Origin of the sequence: Curtobacterium sp. MCPF17_018, assembly GCF_003234135.1 — a bacterium.
Classification (GTDB): domain Bacteria; phylum Actinomycetota; class Actinomycetes; order Actinomycetales; family Microbacteriaceae; genus Curtobacterium; species Curtobacterium flaccumfaciens.
Window position 1 is genome coordinate 235,668 of sequence record NZ_QKSJ01000003.1, and the last position, 19,600, is coordinate 255,267.

A 19,600-nucleotide genomic window follows, 5' to 3' on the forward strand; every position below is an offset into this window, starting at 1 on the left:
GCGCTCAGTCGCCGCCGCTCGTCCGCACTCCGCCACGGTCACCCGCCGTGCAGCAGTCCGGTCCGCCTCCGTGCGCCCCGTCGCAGCGACCCCCGTGTTCGCCGACGCCCTCCTCGCAGCATCCACCTCCGGACCCGGAGGCCGGTGAGTCATGGCACTCACCGGTCGACGTCTCGAGGTCGACCGGATCGCGACCCTCGCAGTGCTCCCACGGGAGTCCGCGATGGTCGTGGTCGGCGACCCTGGTTCCGGACGCAGCAGCGTCCTCGACGCGGTCTCGAACCGCGTTTCCCTCCCCGTCGTCCGGGTCGGTGTCAACGGGAGTGAATCCCGCTGGCCACTGGCCGGGGTGACCTCCCTGTTCACCGCGCTCGACGACCCCCGAGCGACCGCGCACATCGCCCACCTGCTGCAGGCAGGCGGGACCGCGGCCGCCGTGACGGCCGGGCTGGCGGCGGCGCACGACTTCCTCGACGCCGTGCACGCCCTGACCCTCCCGCCGACGCTCGTCCTCATCGACGACCTCGACCGGATGGACACGGAGAGCCAGGAACTCATCGCGTTCCTCGCCGGACGACTCGCGGGCACCGCCCTGCGCGTCGTGGCGACGGTCCGCTCGGTGCCGTCGGACGGTCCGCTCGCGGCCCTGCCGACCCTGCGCATCGAACCGCTGCCGTCGGACGAGGCCCTGGTCCTCGCCCGGGCCATGGCACCGGCCGAGGCGAACGACGGCGTCCTCGCCGTCCTCGCCGAGGAGACCGGTGGCAACCCCGGCGCGCTCCGCGAACAGCTCGCGGTGCTCACCCGGGAGCAACTCACCGGTGCGGAGCCGATCGTGCTCCCGCTCCGACCCACTCCGATGACCGAGGCCATCGCGGCACTCGCACTCGGGCCCGCCGCGGGACGCGATCTGGACGTCCTCGCGAAGCTCGCCCTGGTGCCCGTCGCGAAGACCACGGCGTGGGACCGGGACGAGCTGGACGACCTGGTCGGGGCCGGTCTCGCGACCGTCCGCGGACAGAGCGTCACCGTCCGGCACCCGCTGGTCCGTTCCGCGCTCTACTGGCGGATGCCCGCCCGTGACCGTCGTGCGGCACACGCCGAGCTGGCCACGGCGAGCGCGGAGAGCGACCCGCGGTCGGCCGCGTGGCACCGGAGCTTCGTCGACGACGTCCCCGACGTGGTCGCACTGCTCCAGGCTGCACGGTCGTACGTCGTGGACGGCAACGTGCACGCTGCGATCGCGCTGACCGAGCGTGCCCTGCACGTCGGTGGCGGGACCGAGGACGAGCACGTCGCGCTCCTCGGGGTCGCGGAGGCCATGCTCGGCAAGCGCTTGCTCGGCTTCGCCGCGCGGTACCTCGCGGCGCTCCGTCCGTTCCGGACGACGCCGGACGAGGTCCGCCGGCTCCGGCTGCAGTACTCGGCCGAGTACCTCAGCGGTGACGCCGTGCACGCGGACGAGCTGCTCGTCCCCGTCGACGCGACCGACCCGGCGGAGGTGGACGCCGTCGCCGGTCTGATGGCCATGGTGGCGTGCTTCCGTGCCGAGGCGTGGGAGCTCGACCAGGCGAAGGATCTGCTGCACCGGATCGAACCGCTCGAGGGGTCGGCGTCCGCGCACACCCTCGAGATCGCGACGACCGCGCGGGAGCTCATCGCTGCCGTGGACGGCGTGCTGCCGCCCGACACTGAGCTGCACGACGGGCTCGCGACGTCGGAGCTCGTGGCGATGTCCGACCCGGCCCTGCTGCTGCTCGCCCACGCGCTGAGCATCGGCGAGCGCTACCGGAGCGCGCGACGGGTGTTCGCACTCGTGCTCGCCCGGGGGCAGGAGACCGCAGCGGTGTGGACCGAGGCGGCGCGCTACCTGACGGCCGAGAACGAGGTGCGCTCCGGCAACTTCCGGCAGGCGCTCCGCGCGATCGACGTGTGGGAGTCCGGTTCGTCCGTCGCCGAGCGGTTGCGTGAGCCCTCCCGGGCGATCGCCGTCGCGTGGCGGCACTTCGCCGAGGGCCGTTCCGCCGAGGCGCTCGACGTCGTGGACCGGTGCCTCGAGCACCGTTCGACGAGTCGGCTCTGGGGTGCGACGGCGAAGCTGCACGCGCTCCGCGGCAAGGTCCTGCTGCTCGACGGCCGCCTCGACGAGGCAGCCACCGCGCTCGAGGCCGCCGACGCCATCGGTCGGTCGCTCCGGAACCCCGCGGTGCTCCGGCACCTCGGTGACCTGGTCGAGGCGTACGTGCGTCTCGGACGGATCGACGACGCGCGGGCGATCACGGCCCGTCTGGCGGCGGACCACCATGCCCGTCCCGGGCGCTGGGGTGCCCTCGTGCTGGCGCGGAGCCTCGCGCTCGTCGCCGACGACACCACCCGCGAGACGGCTCGTCGCCGTGCGCTGGAGCTGTTCCAGCCGCACGACTCGCAGTACGAGCGGGCTCGCACGTTCGCGGCGCTGGCCGCGGTCGGCAACCCGGCTGAGCGTCCGCGCCTCGGTGCGGCGGCGGCGGCGGCGTACGAGGCGGCCGGCCTGCGTCGACCGCTGGTGACGCCGGCGCCGGCTGCGGCGATGCCGCAGTTCGGCACGGGCTCGTCGTCGATCCGGTCCGCACCGGTGCTCTCGCCGGCGTTCCCGGGGACGCCGCGCAGCGCCCCCGACGCGTCGGCGGTGCTCACGTCGCTGACCGCCGAGGAGCGTGCGGTGGTGCAGAAGGTCACCGAGGGCTACCGCAACCGCGAGATCGCCTCGTCGCTGTTCATGTCGCAGCGCACGGTGGAGCTGCGGCTCACGCAGATCTACCGCAAGGTCGGCGCGCGGTCGCGATCGCACCTGGTCGCGCTCCTCACGTAGGAGACGCACCACAGGACGGAGGGGAGGCCCGGTACCAGCTGGTACCGGGCCTCCCGTCCGTCGTCCCTCGCTTGGTGCGCCGGCGGTTGCGGGAGTCCGCACGCGACCGCAGCGCGGTGTGCCCCCGCACGCGGGGAACCGCAAGAGCGTCCGACGGGTGTTGCCGTGTGGTCGGCGGCGGGTGAGGCTTCTCCTGCACCGACCGCCGTGCCCCTCCCCCGGGGGCCAGCCCGCGGTACCTCGTCCGGTACCCGAACCCCTCGGCCCAACGACACCGACGTCCGTCCTCGCCTGATCCGAGGACGGGCGTCGGTTCCCGGGCCGGGAGGCCCCGGACGCGCGGCAGACCCGACGGCGGTCGGTGCCGCACCAGTCCCACCTCCCCGTTCCACCCACCCTCGTTCCCCCGAAGGGACAGCCGATGTGCGGCATCATCGCGGCCCGCGTGTCTGACGACGCGACCCCCTACCTGCTCGACGGACTCGAACGACTCGAGTACCGCGGGTACGACTCCGCCGGCATCGCCGTCCGGACGGCCGCCGGCCGCACCGAGACGATCCGCTCGGTCTCCCGCGTCGGCGACCTGCGCACCCTCGTCGCTGCACGCTCCGGTGACGCGCTCACCGGCGTCGGCATCGGCCACACCCGCTGGGCCACGCACGGTGCCGTGCGTGAGGCGAACGCGCACCCGCACGCCGACTGCACCGGCCGGATCTCGATCGTGCACAACGGCATCATCGAGAACGCGGACCGGCTGCGGCAGACGCTCGAGGCGCAGGGCCACCGCTTCCGGTCCGACGTCGACTCCGAGGTCATCGCGCACCTGGTCGAGCGGGCCCTCGCGGTCGACCCGGACCTGATGCTCGCGGTGCAGATCGCGACGGCGCAGCTCGAGGGCTCCTGGGCGATCGTGGTCCTGGACGCCCGGGACGGCCGCATGGTCGTGGCGGCGGACCGTTCGCCGCTCGTCGTCGCCCGCTCCGGCCGTGGTGACTTCGTGGCGAGCGACATCGGCGCGATCGCCGAGTGGTGCGAGACGTTCGTGGCGCTGCGCGACGGCGACGTCGTCGAGCTCGGTGAGGCCTGGACGTGGTCGTCCGACGGCATCACGGTGCCCGTGCCGTTCCCCACGCCGTCCCCGTTCGCCGCCGCCGCGCTCGACCTCGGCGACCACACCGACCACATGGCGAAGGAGATCGACGAGCAGGCCGACGTCGTCGCCACGATCCTGGACCGGATGGCCCGGCGCACCGCCGACGGCAGCATGTGGGTGGGTCTCGGCCTGGCCGGCTTCCACCGGCTGGCGATCGTCGCCTGCGGCACGTCGTTGAACGCCGGTCAGGTGATCGCGACCGCACTGCGCGGGATCGGCGGGGTGCCGACCGACATCGTCGTCGCGAGCGAGGCCGAACAGGCCGTGCTCGGTCCGGGCACCCTGGTCGTCGCGATCAGCCAGTCCGGTGAGACCGCGGACGTGCTCCGCGCCCTGGACCGGTTCGAGGACCGCCACCCGGTGCTCGCACTGACGAACAACATGCACTCCTCGCTCGCCCGACGGGCCGACGCCGTGCTCGACTGCCACGCCGGCCCGGAGATCGGGGTCGCCGCCACGAAGACGTTCACGGCGCAGGTCGTCGTCGGCGTCGCGGCGATGATCTCCGCGATGGTGGCCTCCGGCCGCATCGAACCGTCACGCGCGCAGGTGCTCGTCGACGAGCTGCTCGACCTGCCGGCCCGGATCGAGCACGCTGCGCGGGTGTCCGCCGAGCGGATGCCGCTGCTGGTGTCGAGCGTCAAGGAGGCGACGGGCTTCCTCTTCCTCGGCCGCGGCGCCGGGTTGCCGTACGCCGCCGAGGGCGCCCTGAAGCTCAAGGAGCTCAGCTACCGTTGGGCCGAGGCGTACCCCGCCGGCGAACTCAAGCACGGGCCGCTCGCGCTGGTGGACGACGGCACCCCGGTGGTCGTCATCGACCACGGCGAGCCGAAGATCCAGTCGGCGATCGCCGAGGTCCGGGCCCGCGGTGGCTTCGTCATCACGATCGGCGGCGAGACCGCGGACATCCCCGCGCTCGGCCGCCGTGGCACCGGCGACCTGGCCTGGGGCGCGATGACCGCGCCCTGGGGGCCGCTCGAGGCCGTCGTGCCGCTGCAGATGCTCGCGCGGGAACTGGCCCTGCAGCTCGGGTGCGACGTCGACAAACCCCGGAACCTCGCGAAGTCGGTGACGGTCGAATAGCCGGGCGCCGACGCGTGAACCGTCTGACGGTGTTCCTCGCCGTCCTCACCGCCCTGGCGATCACCGGCACCGTGGTCCTGGTCACGGTGGTGCTGACGACGCCCGTGCTCCCCTGACGCCGATCCCGCAGGGTCTTCCTGGGCGGGGCTGCGATGCTGGTCCCTTGACCACAGCAGCCCCGCCCCTCGTCTTCGTCGCGCTCCTCGTCGGCGCCGTCCTGCCGTTCGTGCCGTTCGTCGGCCGGGTGGCCCGCATCGCGGCGACCATCGCGCACGAGGTCGGTCACGCGATCGTCGTCGTGCCGTTCGGCGGGCGGATCCAGCGGATCGAGCTGCACCCGGACGGGTCCGGCGAGGCCTGGGTCCAGCTCGGCCGGGTGCCCGGCGGTGTCCGGTGGCTCGTCCGGATCCTGAACCTGTACGCCGGCTACAGCGCACCCCTGTGGGCGGGGGTGCTCCTGGTGACGGGGGTGCTGCACGGCGCACGGTGGCTGCCCGTGGTGGTGCTCGCGGTCATCGGGCTCGTCGCGCTGGCGTTCGTCCGGAACTGGTTCGGCCTGCTCGTCGTGCTCGGCTTCGACGCGCTCGCCCTGTGGGTGGCCGTGCGCCCGTCCGAGACGACCGTCCTGGTGGTCGCCGCCGTCGGGGCCTTCTTCGTCGTCGACGGCCTGCGCTCGGTGGTGCAGGTCGGGCGCTGGCTGGTCACCGGCGCCCGGGTGCAGACCGACTTCCACATCGCCGCAGCCGAGATGCGGGTGCCGGCGTCCCTGTGGTTCGTGCTGTTCGTCGCCGTGAACGCCGTCGCGGTGTGGCTGGCGCGCGAGCCGCTGCTCCAGGTCTGGGACACCGTCGTCACCGGGGTCGGCGCGCTCGTCTGAGGCTGCGCTCGCGTAACCGGGGGCCGCAATCGCCTGTCCGCGCCGAGGGGCTGCGAGGCTACCGCCAGATGACCCCCGGAGGTGTCCCATGGCGACCGACGACCACGGCTTCGCGACCGAGCAGGTACACGGCGGCTTCGTGCCCGACGCCGGGCACGGCGCCCGGGTCCCCGCGATCCACATGTCCTCCGGGTTCCTGTTCGACGACTTCGACCAGGCCCGCGACCGCTTCGCCGACACCGACGACGGCTACACCTACACGCGCCTCGGCAACCCCACGAACGCCGACGTCGAGCGTCGCGTGGCGCTGCTCGAACGCGGTGTCGCAGCGATCCTGGTCGGCAGCGGTCAGGCAGCGGCCACCGTGGCGTTCCTCGGCCTGCTGCAGGCCGGCGACCACGTCGTCAGCGCCCGGAGCATCTACGAGGGCACCCGCGGCCTGCTGCTGCAGAACCTCGGCCGGCTCGGCATCGAGGTCGACTTCGTCGCCGACGCCCGCGACCTCGACGCCTGGGCCGCCGCGGTCCGACCGAACACGAAGGCGTTCTTCGCCGAGACGATCCCGAACCCGAAGAACGACGTCCTCGACATCACCGGCGTCGCCGAGACCGCGCACCGCGCCGGCGTCCCGCTGATCGTCGACAACACCCTGGCCACGCCGTACCTGGTGCGCCCGGTCGAGCACGGTGCGGACATCGTCGTGCACTCGGCGTCGAAGTTCCTGTCCGGCCACGGTGCCGGACTCGGCGGCGTGGTCGTCGACGGCGGCCGGTTCGACTGGACCGCGGCCCCCGAGCGCTGGACGCACCTGACCAGCCCCGAACGGTCCCTCGGCGGCGAGAGCTACGTCGAGCGGTACGGCAACCGGGCGTTCGCCGTGTTCGCCCGCGACGTCGTCGCCGCACGCATCGGTCCGGCGCCGTCCCCGTTCAACGCGTTCCTGCTCCGCCAGGGCATCGAGACGCTGTCGCTGCGGGTGGAACGCCACTGCGCGAACGCGCTGGCCGTGGCGTCCTGGCTGGACCAGCAGCCGGAGGTGACGAGCGTCGACCACGCGGGCCTGGCCTCCAGTCCGTTCCACGACCTCGCCCAGCGCTACCTGCCCCGCGGGGCCGGGTCCGTCTTCGCCTTCACGCTCGCCGGTGGCGAAGCCGCCGCGCGGGCGTTCATCGACGCCGTGCAGCTGTTCAGCCGGATGACCCACCTGGGCGACGTGCGCTCCCTGATCCTGCACCCGGCCACCACCACGCACGTCGGCCGCACGCCGGAGGAGCGAGCTGAGCAGGGGATCAGCGACGGCTTGATCCGCCTGTCGGTCGGCATCGAGGACGTCGCGGACCTGCTCCGCGACCTGGAACGCGGGTTCGCCGCGGTGCGGTCCTCAGACGCCGCCGCCGGCCTGGAGGCGCGTGGAGCGTCGGACGCGCAACGCACAGCGGTCGGTGGGCCGGCCCTCGACCGGCAGGAGCGCTGAATGGCCGGGCTGCAGCACTTCGGGTACTTCTTCTCGCGCGGCTTCGGCCCCCAGGCGTGGGGGCGGTCCGACTGGGACTGGGGCCACGACTGGACGAAGCCGGACCTGTACCAACAGTCCGTCCGGACGCTCGAGCAGGCCGGCATGGACCTGGTCATCGCCGAGGACGCCGTCTCGCTCGGCTCCCCCGCGACCCTCGACCTGCGCATCCGGCAGGCGTACGGCGGCCCGAAGCACGACCCCCTCCTGCTCGCCCCGTACCTGTTCGCCGCCACCTCGCACATCGGCATCGCGCCGACCGTCAACGCGGGCATCACCCCGCCGTACCTGGCGGCACGGCAGTTCGCGACCCTGGCGCACCTGTCCTCGGACCGGCTGGGCATCAACGTCGTCACCGACGTCGGCAGCGCACGCCACGCCGGCCTGCCGCCGCTGCCGCACGACCAGGCGTACGACCGCGCCGAGGAGTGGATCACCCTGCTCCGCCGGCTCTGGCACTCGTGGGGCGACGCGTACGTCGGCGCACCGGACTCCTGGCACTTCGCGGACGGCGACGCCCTCGACGCGTTCCACCACGAGGGCGCCCACTTCACCGCTGACGGTCCGCTCAACGCCCTGCCGTTGGCGTCGGACCCCGTGGTCGTCTCCCCCGGTGGCTCGGGCCGGGGGCTCGCGTTCGCCGGCACCCACTCGGACGTGCAGCTCGCGCTCGCGCCGCTGTCCGCCGCCGCGGTGACGGACTACCGCGCCCGGGTGATCGCGGCAGCCGAGGCCGCAGGGCGGTCCACTGCGGACCTGCGGATCCTGTTCGTGCTCAAGCCCGTGATCGTGTCCTCGCCGGAGGAGGCCGACCGCATCGTCGCGGCGTCCGAGCACCCCACCGACGACGCGCTGCGTGCGGCGGCGGTCGCGTGGTCGAGCGACTCCGAGACCGACCTGCTCGCGCTCGACCTGGACGCCCCGGTGCCCGACGGGACCTTCGGTGAGCACGTCTCGGCCGGCACGATCCGCGGGCTGCTCGGGGACACCCCGGACGCACCGCTGCGGGAGCTGCTCACCCGCAAGGCGCGGCAGGGGCGGATCGCGTCGGGCTCGGGGTCCGGATCGCGGTCCGGGTTCGTCGGGACCGCGGACGAGTTCGCGGACTTCATCGAGGAACTCGGCAGCGACGCCGACAACGACGGGATCATCTTCTCGGGCGACCTGCACCCGGTGCAGATCCACCGGATGTTCGGCGACCTGGTGCCCGTGCTGCGGCGCCGCGGGCTGCTGCGACGGGAGTACGGCGCCGGAGGGATCCGGGGGAACCTGTTCGACTTCTAGCGGGAGCGGCTGCGAGCTACTTCTTCTTCTTGGACTTCTTCTTCCCGTCGTCGTCCTTCTTCTTGGACTTCTTCTTCCCGTCGTCGTCCTTCTTCTTGGACTTCTTCTTGTCGTCGTCCTTCTTCTTGGACTTCTCCTTCTTCCCGTCGCCGTCCTGCTTCGACGTCGCCTTGCTCGCACCCGCCGGCAGCGGCAGGACGGCCGACACAGCCTCCGGCTCCGCCTGCGCGGCGTCGGCGTCAGCGTCAGCGTCAGCGTCAGCGTCAGCGTCAGCGGACGCAGGCTCGTTCTCGGGCGACTCCACCCCGTCGATCGGCTCGACGACCACGGCCGACCCGGTGTCCAGCTCGACGTCGACCGCGTGCTCCTCGAGCACCGGCGCCAGGGCGTCGGCGACCCGTTCGACCGTCAGCACCGCGTCCGCCTCGGCGAGCCGGAGCAGGGCCTGCGCGGCCCGCACCCGGGTGGTCGCCTTGCGCGCGAGGACGTCCGACCGCGCCCCCTCGAGGAACGTGCGCAGCTCGCGTTCCACGGCGGAGCGTCCGCGCGGGGCAGCGCGGTCGAGCCGATCGAGTTCCCCGGCGACCCCGGAGACGTCGTCGGCGACGTGCTCGTGGCGGACCGACTCGACGAGCGCGGCGATGGCGGACGCGGCACGTTCGACCCCGGCCGAACGCTGGTCGAGCACGACGAGCATCTCGACCACCGAGCCGTACGTGACGGTCTCGAGCCGCACCGGTTCGGCACCGCGACCGCGCACGACCAGGCGGGCGTCGGGGTTCGGCAGCCAGGCCGCGAGGGCCGCGACCGTGGCGACGGAGCCCACGATCCGCTCGTACTCGCTGAGCACCACTCGTTCCTGCTCCCGCAGACGGACACGGATCGCGATCTCCTGCACCACGTGCTGACCTCTCGTTCGGGTTCGACGCGAGCGTGTTCTGCGCGCCTGCTCCGGAGCGTAGTCCTCGGACGTGGCGGAACAGCGAACGCCCCGGCACTGTCCAGGGACGGTGCCGGGGCGTTCAGGTGGCGCAGCGTGACAGCGGTTCGTCGTTCGGCGAATGGTGGAGATGGGGGGAATCGAACCCCCGTCCATCGCTGCAATTCGACGTCTTCTACGGGCGTATCCGGATAGTTCGTTCTGCTCGGCCCCGTCCTTTGCTACCGGCTTCTAGGACGACGGGCCCAGTCTCAGTGCAAGTCCCGCACGGCCCTGAGGCGCAACCGTGCAGCAAGTCCTCTGGATGACGCCGGTATCAGGTTAGAAGACGATCACCTGGCCGACGGACTTCATGTGCTGGGCTGCTTACGCAGCGAGAGCGAAGTCAGTGCGCTTGGAATTGGCACTTGTTGTTTTCCACGGATCGTTAACGAGATAACCGTGGGTCCTCGGCCCGCTTCCCGTCGGCACACAGGCAATGTCGAAACCGATCATCCCCATGCGGGCCGGACGTGCGAGCCGCTGTCACGCTGTTGAGTTGCCAATGCCCCTGTCGGAGCAGTCCCTCAGTCTAGCCGAGGAGATACGTCGGCGCTACTCGCCGACGCGGTTCCGGGTGCGCATGGCCCGCTCGGCCTCACGCTTGTCGGTCTTCTCGCGCAGCGCCTGGCGCTTGTCGAACTCGCGCTTGCCCTTCGCGACAGCGATCTCGATCTTGGCCCGACCGTCGTGGAAGTAGATCTGCAGCGGCACGAGCGTGTACCCGCCCTGGGCCGTCTTGTGCGAGATCTTCACGATCTGCTGCTTGTGCAGGAGCAGCTTGCGCTTCCGTCGGGGCGAGTGGTTGTTCCACGTGCCCTCGGTGTACTCCGGGATGTGCACGGCGTCGATCCACGCTTCGCCACCGTCGATGTAGGCGTACCCGTCCACCAGGGACGCCCGCCCCATCCGCAGGGACTTCACCTCGGTGCCGGACAGGACCATGCCCGCTTCGTACGTGTCCTCGATGAGGTAGTCGTGCCGGGCGCGACGGTTCGTCGCGACGATCTTCTCCCCGCGTTCCTTCGCCATGACGACTCCTCTCGATGGTGACCGGTGCAGTGTGCTGCGTGGGTCTTCCCGCGCAGCCCTACAGACTACTCAACACGAAGCGGGCGGCGCACCTTCCCGGCGCGCCGCCCGTTCGCGGATGCTGTGCTGGGTCAGACCTTCAGGTACCGGCGGATGGCGATCGACGCCGACGCCGCGGCGAGGAGCACGCCGATCACGATCACCGCCGGGACCACGATGGCCGCGTCCCCCATGCCGATGAACGCCGTGCCGGTGAAGCGCTCCGCCAGGAAGTTCCGGACGAAGAACCAGACCACGGCGGTGATCGCGCCACCGGCCAGGACGGCTCCGATGGCGGCGGCGATCACCCCCTCGAGCACGAACGGTGTCTGGATGAACCGGTTCGACGCACCGACGAGCCGCATGATGCCGAGCTCTCGCCGTCGACTGAACGCCGACAGACGGATCGTCGTCGCGATGAGCAGCACCGCCGCCACGAGCATGAGGGCCGCGATGCCGATCGCCGTGTACGACGAGGCGTTGAGCAGGTTGAAGATCGGCTGCAGGTACCCGCGTTGGTCGACGACGCTCTGCACGCCGGCGACCTTCGACAGGCTCTCGACCAGGACGTCGGCCTGCGAGGGGTTCTTCAAGTTCACCCAGAAGGTCTCGTTCAGGTACTCCGGCTTGACGAACTCCGTCGCGGCCGAGTCCTTGAACTGCTCCTTGAACCGGGTGAAGGCCTGGTCCTGGTTCTCGTAGTAGGTCTTCTCGATGTACGGCTTGAGCGTCGACGAGTCGAGCTGCGCCTGGACCTGCTCGCGCTGGTCCGCGGTGGCCTTCGCGCCGGTGCAGTTGCCCGTGGTGTCGGTGTCGGTGCACAGGTAGACGGCGACCTGCGCCCGGTCGTACCAGTACCCCTTCATCTGGTTGATCTGCATCTGGAGCAGGATCGCCGTGCCGACGAAGGTCAGGGAGATGAAGGTCACGAGGACGACGGAGACGACCATCGACGCATTGCGCCGCAGGCCCGAGCCGACCTCGGACATGACGAGCCCGAGCCTCATCGGATGAGCCCCGGGATCGTCTGGATGCCGGTGGTGTTGGACACGGTGCCTCGCTGGATCGGGACGGCCTGGGTCTGGTAGCCGCCGGACTGCTCGTCGCGCAGGACGGTGCCGTTCGAGAGCTCGATGACCCGACGCTGCATCTGGTTCACGATGCTGGCGTCGTGCGTCGCCATCAGCACGGTGGTGCCTCCCTGGTTGATGCGTTCGAGGAGCGCCATGATGCCGGCGGAGGTGGTGGGGTCCAGGTTTCCGGTGGGCTCGTCGGCCAACAGGATCGCCGGCTTGTTCACGACGGCGCGGGCGATGGCCACACGCTGCTGCTCACCACCGGAGAGTTCGTGCGGCATGCGGGTGGCCTTGCCGGCGAGCCCGACGAGCTTCAGCACGTCGGTCACGGCCTCGCTGATGAAGCCCTTGCTCTTGCCGATGACCTGCAGCGAGAACGCCACGTTGTCGAACACGTTCTTGTTCGGCAGCAGACGGAAGTCCTGGAAGACCACACCGAGGTTGCGGCGGAAGTACGGGACCTTCCGCGATGCCAGGGACCCGAGGCGCTGCCCGAGCACGTGGATCTGCCCACTGGTGGGCTTCTCCTCCTTGAGCACGAGGCGCAGGAAGCTGGACTTGCCGGAACCGGACGCGCCCACGAGGAACACGAACTCGCCCTTGAGGATCTCGAGGGTGAGGTTGTCGAGCGCCGGACTCGGGTTGCCCGAGTAGACCTTGGTGACCTGGTCGAATTTGATCATGACCGGATCAGGGTAGGTCGCCCCGCTTGGAAAGCAAGCGAGGCGCGCGGCTCACGAACCCCTACTCGGCGGCGGATTGCTTGCGCCAGCGGATGCCCGCGTTGATGAAGCCGTCCAGATCACCGTCGAACACGGCTGAGGGGTTGTTCACCTCGTGCTCCGTCCGGAGGTCCTTGACCATCTGGTACGGCGCCAGCACGTAGGAGCGGATCTGGTCGCCCCAGCTCGCCGTGATGTTGCCGGCGAGTTCCTTCTTCTTCGCGTTCTCCTCTTCCTTCTTCAGGAGGAGCAGGCGCGACTGCAGCACGCGCATGGCGGCAGCACGGTTCTGGATCTGCGACTTCTCGTTCTGCATCGAGACGACGGTGCCGGTCGGGATGTGCGTCAGGCGCACCGCGGAGTCAGTCGTGTTGACGGACTGCCCGCCGGGGCCCGACGAGCGGAACACGTCGACGCGGATGTCGTTCTCGGGGATGTCGATGACGGCGGTCTCCGGCATGAGCGGGATGACCTCGACCGCGGCGAAGGACGTCTGGCGCTTGCCTGCGGCACCGAACGGCGACATCCGCACCAGGCGGTGGGTGCCGGCCTCGACCGACAGCGTGCCGAACGCGTGCGGGGCGTCGATCTCGAACGTCGCGGACTTGATGCCCGCTTCTTCGGCGTACGAGGTGTCCATCACGGTGGTCTTGAAGTTGTGCTGCTCGGCGTACCGCAGGTACATGCGGAGGAGCATCTCGGCGAAGTCCGCCGCGTCGACACCGCCCGCGCCGGCACGGATCGTGATGACCGCGGGACGGTCGTCGTACTCGCCGTCCAGGAGCGTCTGCACCTCGAAGTCGCCGATCATCTTCTGGATCGCCTTGAGCTCGGCGAGGGCTTCGTCGGCGGACTCCTGGTCGTCACCCTCGTTCGCCATCTCGACCAGCACCTCGAGGTCGTCGATGCGCTGCTCGGTGTCGGTGATCTTCTTCAGCTCCGACTGGCGGTGCGAGAGCGCGCTCGTCACCTGCTGCGCGTGGTCGACGTCGTCCCAGAGGTCCTGGGCCCCGGCCTGCTCGCTGAGGTCGGCGATCTCACGCTGCAGGCGGTCGACGTCGACCACCGAGCGGATGTTGCCGAAGGTCTCGCGAAGGGCGGAGAGCTGCTCGGTGAAGTCCAGTTCGACCATGGTCATCGATCCTACCGGCGCGAGTCCGACTCGGCCGACCGGGAGGCCCGGTGTCGGTCCGTCCCGCTGGTCGCGGTCTTCCCCCACGCGCCCTGCACCCCCGCTCCGTCCCCGCAGCACCGGATGACCGGCGCTTCGTCATCCGGGCCTCCGGTGCGACCTGGCGATGGCGTACCGTCGCAGCCGCACGCCTCCGCGGCGCTCGGTCGACAGCAGGACGGCGTCGTAGTGCTCCAACACCCCGATGGAGCCGTCGTTGTCATCGCGGCAGACGGCGATCACCGGGTCGATCCCGACGCGCGATGCGTGCGCGAGCACCTGGCCCAGCGCCCACGTCGCCACGCCTCGGCCCCTCGCCGACGGGCGGATCCCGTACCCGACGTGGCCGAACCGCTGCACGCCGTCCGCGTCTCCCGGAGCCCGGAGTGCGATCCCGCCCAGGACGCGGCCGTCCTCGACGATCCACCAGAGCGCTCCGGGTCTGGCGTGCAGTCGTCCGACCCAGGTGCGGAACCCGTCCTCGTCGCCGACGTCGTCGTGGGCGGTGATCCCGAAACCGTCCTCGTGCACGCCCGGCCCCCACTCGGCATGCGCTTCGGCCCACGCCTCGTACAACGCCGTCTGCGGTCTCACCAACTCGAGCATGTCCAAGTATCACAACGAAGCGGGTCGGTACGTCAGGACCAGAACCATGACCAGCCCCGCAACCGACCCAGCCGGAGCCGATCGATGGGCAGCCGCCGCCCGGCTCGCCGACGGCCAGAGCGACGACGGGTTCCACCGTCGCCGGACGCGCGTGTTCGTGTGGGTGGGGGCACTCGTCCTGGTCTCGTGGGCGGTCGGGGTGGTCCTGGCGCTGGTGCTGGTGCCGGCCACCGGGAGCAACCACGCGAGTGGCGGCGGTGGCGTGCAGCTGCTCCTCCAGCTCCTGCTGTTGCTGCTCGGGCTGGTCGTCGGCATCGTCGGTTTCGTGTGGGCGTACCGCTCCGGTCACTACGTCACTCGCTGGCGATCGGTGAGCAGCCCGCTCTCGCGCGCTGAGCAGCGGTCGGTGCGGCGTCAGATCGCCGGCAAGGAGCCGGTCGACGACGAGCACGCGGACATCGTCACCGCGGTCGCCGTGCAGAACCGTCGAGCCACGCTCGGCATCCTGCCGATCTTCGGCGCCCTGATGCTGTTCGCCGCGTCGACAGCGGTGAGCACGGACAGCGTGGCCATCAAGCTGCTCGAGCTCGTCGCGTCGCTCGCGTTCGTGGTCGGGCTCGTGCAACTCGCCTTCCAGTACCGGCGTGCCGGGCGCTTTCTCTCGGAGCGGCCGCTCAGCTGACGCCGTCCGCAACACTCGGCCGTCGGCGGCGTCGGCGCCTCAGGGCCAGCAGGAGAATGACCAACGACGCGGCTCCCCCGAGGAAGACCCCCGCTCCGATCCACGTCGTGACGAACGTGCCGTGCCCGAAGAGCGCGTTGATGAGCATGCCGAGCCCCACTGCCACAGCCGTGAGCAAGCCCGCGCAGGTCGGTTCGAGCCACGGAGGCGACAGGAGCGACCGTCGGTCGACCGGCAGGCCGCGGTCCAGTCGAGCGCGCGCAGCTTTCTCGCGGTCCTGGATCGCGATCCCGATCGTCGGTCCCCAGAACGCCACCGTCGCCTGGCTGCCGTCGGGATCGACCAGGATCAGGATCGCCATCGTCGCCACCGCGCCGCTGAGGTACCACCAGGGGAAGACCCGACGGATCGGGACGGCCCAGCGGCTGTCCGGCCGGGTGCCGTTCCGAGGGTGGCGCTCACCGCTGTTGGTGGCCATGGTCAGCGCTCCCGGCGCAGCCCTCGGATGAGCAGAGCGGTGCACACCAGCATCGTGCCGGAGAGGAGCATCGCGGCCCCGAGGACGGCAGTCGGTGTCCTTCCTGCGGCCACGAGCAGGACGATCCCGATGAGAGCGAGCGGATCACCGACGAGCAGGCCCACCAGGTCGGCGCTGCCCTCTGGTCTCGGAGTGGTCACGAGATCAAGCTACTGGCGCGCACGTGCGAGCTTCGCTTCGAACGCCGCAGCGATCTCGTCGTTCCACTCGGTCGAGCGGTACCAGTTGTCGTCCCGCGGCGGTCTGACGCGCGCTGGACGGCGGACGTCCCCTGCGTCGTGTACGTCGTCCTGCCCCAGCACCACGAGCAGCAGTATGCCCTGGAAGGGGACCGGCGTCAGCGTCGCAGCCGAGATCGCCGGTGTCCCACCCAGGCACTGACCAGGACGACGACCGCGCAGACGAGGGTGACGAACCCGAAGGGCCGGGATCCCGCCTGGGCGAACAGCGCGACCGAGACCCCGAAGAACACGATGCCGAGCAGGGCGAAGACGACCCACACGGCGGACGAGCGAAGCATGCCCGGAGTCAACCACTACCGCCCGAGCAGCGGCTCCCTCGACGCCATCCCCGCGGCACCGGCCCGTGCGACGGCATCCGGCAGCGCCGCCAGGAACGCGTCGACGTCGGCATCGGTGGTCGTGTGGCCGAGCGTGATCCGGAGCGCACCACGGGCGTCCTGCTCCGACAGCCCCATCGCGAGCAGCACGTGCGACGCCTCGGGCACACCGGCCTGGCACGCCGATCCGGTCGAGACCGCGACCCCGGCGGCGTCGAGCAGGAACAGGAGCGAGTCGCCCTCGCACCCGGGGAACGTGAAGTGCGCGTTGCCCGGCAGCCGGTCGACGGGGTCCCCCATCAGCACCGCTGACGGCACGGCTGCACGGACCCCGGCGATCAGCCGGTCCCGCAGGGCGACGAGCGACGGGTGCGGCATCGGCTCGGCGACGACCGCGCTGGCCGCCACGCCGAAGGCCGCAGCCGCCGGGGCGTCCTGCGTGCCGCTCCGCACCTGCCGCTGCTGCCCACCACCGTGGATGAGGGGCTCGACGGTGGCCTTCCGTCCGAGCACGAGCGCACCGATCCCGACGGGCCCACCGACCTTGTGCGCGGAGACGCTGAGCGCGTCGAGGCCGGACCCGGCGAACGACACCGGCACCTGCCCATAGGCGGCGACCGTGTCGCTGTGCACGGGCACGCCGGAGGCGTGCGCGAGCTCGACGATCCGTGACACGGGCTGGATGGTGCCCACCTCGTTGTTCGCCCACAGGAACGTGACCAGGGCGACGTCCGAGGCGTCGGCGAGCCGCGCCTCCAGTCCGGCGAGGTCGACGCGACCCTGCGCGTCCAACGGGACCACGTCGATGACGGCGCCCTCGTGCGTCTCCAGCCAGGTCAAGGTGTCGACGGTGGCGTGGTGCTCGCCACCCGGGACGACGATGCGGGGCCGCCGGCGGTCGCGCTGGCGAGCCCAGAACAGGCCCTTCACGGCGAGGTTGATGCTCTCGGTGCCGCCGGAGGTGAACACGACCTCCACCGGGTCGGCGTCGAGCGAGCGGGCGACGGCGGCGCGGCCGTCCTCGAGCAGCATCTTGGCGCGCTGACCGGCGCTGTGGATGGACGACGGGTTGCCGACGGTGCCCAGGGCATCGGTGAAGGCGGCGAGCGCCTCCGGCAGGATCGGCGTCGTCGCGGCGTGGTCGAGGTAGACCGACAAATGCACCCCCTGGATCGAGCAGTGTCCAGGATACGCGCCGGTCCTCGTACCCTTGTCGCGTGCACGAGACAGCGATCGACCTCACACCGGGGTTCTCCCTGGGCGGGACCGTCCCCCGGTTCACCCTGCGGTCCGCGACGGCGACGGGCGTCGTCCTGGTCGTGGCGAGCGCGGGAAGCGCCGACGGCGCGGACGGTGCCGACCGCACCGACGGCGGGCCGACCCGGCACCCGCTCGAGCGGGTGCCGGACACGGACGTGTGGACCGGCGAGGTCCCCGGGATCATGCCCGGCGACCGCTACCACCTGCTCGTCGACGGGCCGGTCGGGCCGCGACACGAGTTCGACCCGACGCGTCCGCTGCTCGACCCGTACGCGCGGGGCATCCTGCCGACCGGCGACGAAGAAGCGGCCGGTCCCCGCTGGACCAGCGTGGTCGTCGACGACGCCTTCGACTGGGGCGGCGTCGTGAAGCCGCAGGTCCCGCTCGACCGCGCTGTCGTGTACGAGGCGAACGTCCGCACCCTGACGGCAGCGAACCCGCACCTGCCGCAGCACCTGCGCGGCACGTACGCCGGGGTCGCCCACGAGACCACGATCGCGCACCTGCACCGCATCGGCGTCACCACGCTCGAGCTGCTGCCCGTGCAGGCGTTCGACACCGAGCGGTGGCTCCGCGACGCCGGTCGTCAGAACGCCTGGGGCTACAACACGCTCGGTTTCTTCGCCCCGCACGCCGCGCACGCCTCGGCGCCTGCGCAGCAGGAGGGCGCCGACGCCGTCCTGCGCGAGTTCAAGGGCATGGTCCGGCTGCTGCACGAGGCCGGCATCCAGGTCGTCCTGGACGTCGTCTACAACCACACCGCGGAAGAGGGCCTGGGTGGTCCGACGACGAGCCTGCGTGGCATCGACGGTGCGAACCGCTACCGCTGGGCGCAGACCGACCCGCCCCGCCGGGACACGTACTACGACACCACCGGGTGCGGGAACACGCTCGACACCTCGGTCGAGGCGACGGCGGACCTCGTCGTCGACAGCCTGGTGTACTGGGCGCGCGAGGTGCAGGTCGACGGGTTCCGCTTCGACCTGATGGCCGCCCTCGCCCGCGACGGCGAGCACCGGTTCGACCCGTCGCACCCACTGCTCGAGCGCATCCGGAACCACCCCGACCTGCAGGACACCCTGATGATCGCCGAGCCGTGGGACGTCGGCCCGGACGGCTGGAAGACCGGGGCGTTCGGCGCGGCCGGCCAGCGCACGAGCGAGTGGAACGACGGGTTCCGCAACACGGTCCGCCAGTTCTGGCTCACCGACATCGCCGAGGAGCGCCGCACCGGCCTGCCGCAGACCGGGATCGGCGCGCTCGCCGGAGCCCTGACCGGCTCGCGTCACGTCTTCGGCGCCGACCGCGGCCCGCTGGCGAGCGTCAACTTCGTCACCGCGCACGACGGCTTCACCCTGCTCGACCTGGTGTCGTACGACGGCAAGCACAACGAGGCCAACGGCGAGGACAACCGTGACGGCTCGAACGACAACCGCTCGTTCAACCACGGCATCGAGGGTGACACCGCCGACCGCGGGGTCCGCGCCGCGCGTGGTCGGTCGATGCGCAACCTGCTGGCGACCCTGATGCTGTCCGCCGGGGTGCCGATGCTCACCGCCGGTGACGAGCGGAGCCGCACGCAGCACGGCAACAACAACGCCTACGTGGTGTCCGACGACCTGACCCCGGTGGACTGGTCCGACGACGAGGACGCCGAGGCGATGACCGAGGCCGTCGCCGCGCTGGCCCGGTTCCGGCAGGCGCACCCGTCGCTCCGACCCACCCGCTTCGGCGTCGAGGGGCAGGAGACCCCGGGGGCCTCGCGGATGTCCTGGTACGGACCCGACGGGCACCCGATGACGATCGAGGGCTGGGACCAGCCGGTGCACCGCGCCCTGCAGTACTTCGTCGAGTCGACGCCCGAACACGAGCCCTTCGACCGCGTCCTGGTGGTGGTGCACGGCAGCGGCCGCACCCGCGACCTGACCCTGCCGGTGCGCGAGGACGTCCTCGGGTACCGGCTGGCCTGGTCGAGCGAGAAGCACCGCGACCACGAGCGCCTCCGACCTGCCGGGCAGGTCTTCACCGCCTACGGCCCCGGCATCCACCTGTTCGAGGTGGCGTAGCGCCGAGCAGTCGGGTGCGGCCCGGCGCCGCGACCGGCCGACGGACGGGAGGCCCGTGGCGGCTCCGCCACGGGCCTGGCGTCCGGTCCTCCACAGGCTCCACGGCGCG

General features: G+C 71.4%; 17 protein-coding genes and 1 other RNA gene. 7 read left to right on the forward strand and 11 right to left on the reverse strand.

Going from position 1 to position 19,600, the window contains the following annotated elements:
• Positions 1 to 151 precede the first annotated feature (151 nt).
• From DEJ27_RS18105 to DEJ27_RS05515, 5 genes are all read left to right on the forward strand, one after another.
• Complete coding sequence (locus DEJ27_RS18105) at positions 152 to 2,851, forward strand: LuxR family transcriptional regulator (RefSeq protein ID WP_110859067.1); 2,700 nt, start codon at positions 152 to 154, stop codon at positions 2,849 to 2,851.
• A gap of 421 nt (positions 2,852 to 3,272) precedes the next feature.
• A complete protein-coding gene (gene glmS / locus DEJ27_RS05500; RefSeq protein WP_111090466.1) occupies positions 3,273 to 5,087 on the forward strand; it encodes a glutamine--fructose-6-phosphate transaminase (isomerizing) in 1,815 nt (604 codons plus the stop codon).
• A gap of 163 nt (positions 5,088 to 5,250) precedes the next feature.
• Entirely contained in the window at positions 5,251 to 5,964 is a 714-nt protein-coding gene (locus tag DEJ27_RS05505; RefSeq protein WP_181419986.1) for a M50 family metallopeptidase, read from the forward strand.
• 88 nt (positions 5,965 to 6,052) lie between these two features.
• Complete coding sequence (locus DEJ27_RS05510) at positions 6,053 to 7,438, forward strand: O-acetylhomoserine aminocarboxypropyltransferase/cysteine synthase family protein (RefSeq protein WP_110859070.1); 1,386 nt, start codon at positions 6,053 to 6,055, stop codon at positions 7,436 to 7,438.
• Positions 7,439 to 8,761 (forward strand): LLM class flavin-dependent oxidoreductase, encoded by a 1,323-nt coding sequence (locus DEJ27_RS05515; protein ID WP_110859071.1) that lies wholly within the window; start codon positions 7,439 to 7,441, stop codon positions 8,759 to 8,761. It begins immediately after the preceding gene.
• 16 nt (positions 8,762 to 8,777) lie between these two features.
• On the opposite strand, the gene DEJ27_RS05520 is transcribed toward DEJ27_RS05515, so the two are convergent.
• From DEJ27_RS05520 to DEJ27_RS05550, 7 genes are all read right to left on the reverse strand, one after another.
• A complete protein-coding gene (locus DEJ27_RS05520) occupies positions 8,778 to 9,662 on the reverse strand; it encodes a hypothetical protein (RefSeq protein ID WP_111090467.1) in 885 nt (294 codons plus the stop codon).
• Between the two features lie 161 nt (positions 9,663 to 9,823).
• Positions 9,824 to 10,200, reverse strand: a transfer-messenger RNA (tmRNA) gene (gene ssrA, locus DEJ27_RS05525).
• A gap of 95 nt (positions 10,201 to 10,295) precedes the next feature.
• Positions 10,296 to 10,772: an SsrA-binding protein SmpB gene (gene smpB, locus DEJ27_RS05530; RefSeq protein WP_027465851.1), complete on the reverse strand. Its 477-nt coding sequence runs from the start codon at positions 10,770 to 10,772 to the stop codon at positions 10,296 to 10,298.
• Positions 10,773 to 10,903: 131 nt separating this feature from the next.
• A complete protein-coding gene (gene ftsX, locus DEJ27_RS05535; RefSeq protein WP_027465852.1) occupies positions 10,904 to 11,818 on the reverse strand; it encodes a permease-like cell division protein FtsX in 915 nt (304 codons plus the stop codon).
• Entirely contained in the window at positions 11,815 to 12,570 is a 756-nt protein-coding gene (gene ftsE / locus DEJ27_RS05540) for a cell division ATP-binding protein FtsE (RefSeq protein WP_017888215.1), read from the reverse strand. The genes ftsX and ftsE overlap by 4 nt, the downstream gene beginning before the upstream one ends.
• Before the next feature lie 61 nt (positions 12,571 to 12,631).
• Complete coding sequence (prfB, locus tag DEJ27_RS05545) at positions 12,632 to 13,741, reverse strand: peptide chain release factor 2 (protein ID WP_071244840.1); 1,110 nt, start codon at positions 13,739 to 13,741, stop codon at positions 12,632 to 12,634.
• A 138-nt stretch (positions 13,742 to 13,879) separates the two neighbouring features.
• Positions 13,880 to 14,374, reverse strand: coding sequence for a GNAT family N-acetyltransferase (locus DEJ27_RS05550; RefSeq protein WP_220032925.1), 495 nt, complete (start codon positions 14,372 to 14,374; stop codon positions 13,880 to 13,882).
• Between the two features lie 58 nt (positions 14,375 to 14,432).
• Here DEJ27_RS05550 and DEJ27_RS05555 point away from each other — a divergent pair, with 58 nt between their 5' ends.
• Complete coding sequence (locus tag DEJ27_RS05555; RefSeq protein WP_110859074.1) at positions 14,433 to 15,068, forward strand: hypothetical protein; 636 nt, start codon at positions 14,433 to 14,435, stop codon at positions 15,066 to 15,068.
• Here the strand turns inward: DEJ27_RS05555 and DEJ27_RS05560 are convergent.
• From DEJ27_RS05560 to DEJ27_RS05575, 4 genes are all read right to left on the reverse strand, one after another.
• Positions 15,061 to 15,546: a hypothetical protein gene (locus DEJ27_RS05560; protein ID WP_110859075.1), complete on the reverse strand. Its 486-nt coding sequence runs from the start codon at positions 15,544 to 15,546 to the stop codon at positions 15,061 to 15,063. The two genes, DEJ27_RS05555 and DEJ27_RS05560, sit on opposite strands and share 8 nt — an antisense overlap.
• Before the next feature lie 2 nt (positions 15,547 to 15,548).
• Positions 15,549 to 15,746, reverse strand: coding sequence for a hypothetical protein (locus DEJ27_RS05565; protein WP_111090468.1), 198 nt, complete (start codon positions 15,744 to 15,746; stop codon positions 15,549 to 15,551).
• A gap of 197 nt (positions 15,747 to 15,943) precedes the next feature.
• Positions 15,944 to 16,126: a hypothetical protein gene (locus DEJ27_RS05570; RefSeq protein WP_110859076.1), complete on the reverse strand. Its 183-nt coding sequence runs from the start codon at positions 16,124 to 16,126 to the stop codon at positions 15,944 to 15,946.
• Between the two features lie 15 nt (positions 16,127 to 16,141).
• Positions 16,142 to 17,323 carry a cysteine desulfurase family protein gene (locus DEJ27_RS05575; protein WP_111090469.1) on the reverse strand — a complete coding sequence of 394 codons (1,182 nt, stop codon included), beginning with the start codon at positions 17,321 to 17,323 and terminating at the stop codon, positions 16,142 to 16,144.
• A gap of 59 nt (positions 17,324 to 17,382) precedes the next feature.
• Here DEJ27_RS05575 and DEJ27_RS05580 point away from each other — a divergent pair, with 59 nt between their 5' ends.
• Entirely contained in the window at positions 17,383 to 19,491 is a 2,109-nt protein-coding gene (locus tag DEJ27_RS05580) for a glycogen-debranching protein (RefSeq protein WP_110859078.1), read from the forward strand.
• The last annotated feature ends 109 nt before the right edge of the window (positions 19,492 to 19,600 follow it).

Bases quoted from the DNA above. Each gene is read 5' to 3' on its own strand.
- prfB (WP_071244840.1), bottom strand. From the start codon at position 13,741: ATGGTCGAACTGGACTTCACCGAGCAGCTCTCCGCCCTTCGCGAGACC.
- ftsX (WP_027465852.1), bottom strand. From the start codon at position 11,818: ATGAGGCTCGGGCTCGTCATGTCCGAGGTCGGCTCGGGCCTGCGGCGC.
- DEJ27_RS05510 (WP_110859070.1), top strand. From the start codon at position 6,053: ATGGCGACCGACGACCACGGCTTCGCGACCGAGCAGGTACACGGCGGC.
- ftsE (WP_017888215.1), bottom strand. From the start codon at position 12,570: ATGATCAAATTCGACCAGGTCACCAAGGTCTACTCGGGCAACCCGAGT.
- DEJ27_RS05560 (WP_110859075.1), bottom strand. From the start codon at position 15,546: ATGGCCACCAACAGCGGTGAGCGCCACCCTCGGAACGGCACCCGGCCG.
- DEJ27_RS05515 (WP_110859071.1), top strand. From the start codon at position 7,439: ATGGCCGGGCTGCAGCACTTCGGGTACTTCTTCTCGCGCGGCTTCGGC.
- DEJ27_RS18105 (WP_110859067.1), top strand. From the start codon at position 152: ATGGCACTCACCGGTCGACGTCTCGAGGTCGACCGGATCGCGACCCTC.
- DEJ27_RS05570 (WP_110859076.1), bottom strand. From the start codon at position 16,126: ATGCTTCGCTCGTCCGCCGTGTGGGTCGTCTTCGCCCTGCTCGGCATC.
- smpB (WP_027465851.1), bottom strand. From the start codon at position 10,772: ATGGCGAAGGAACGCGGGGAGAAGATCGTCGCGACGAACCGTCGCGCC.
- DEJ27_RS05555 (WP_110859074.1), top strand. From the start codon at position 14,433: ATGACCAGCCCCGCAACCGACCCAGCCGGAGCCGATCGATGGGCAGCC.
- glmS (WP_111090466.1), top strand. From the start codon at position 3,273: ATGTGCGGCATCATCGCGGCCCGCGTGTCTGACGACGCGACCCCCTAC.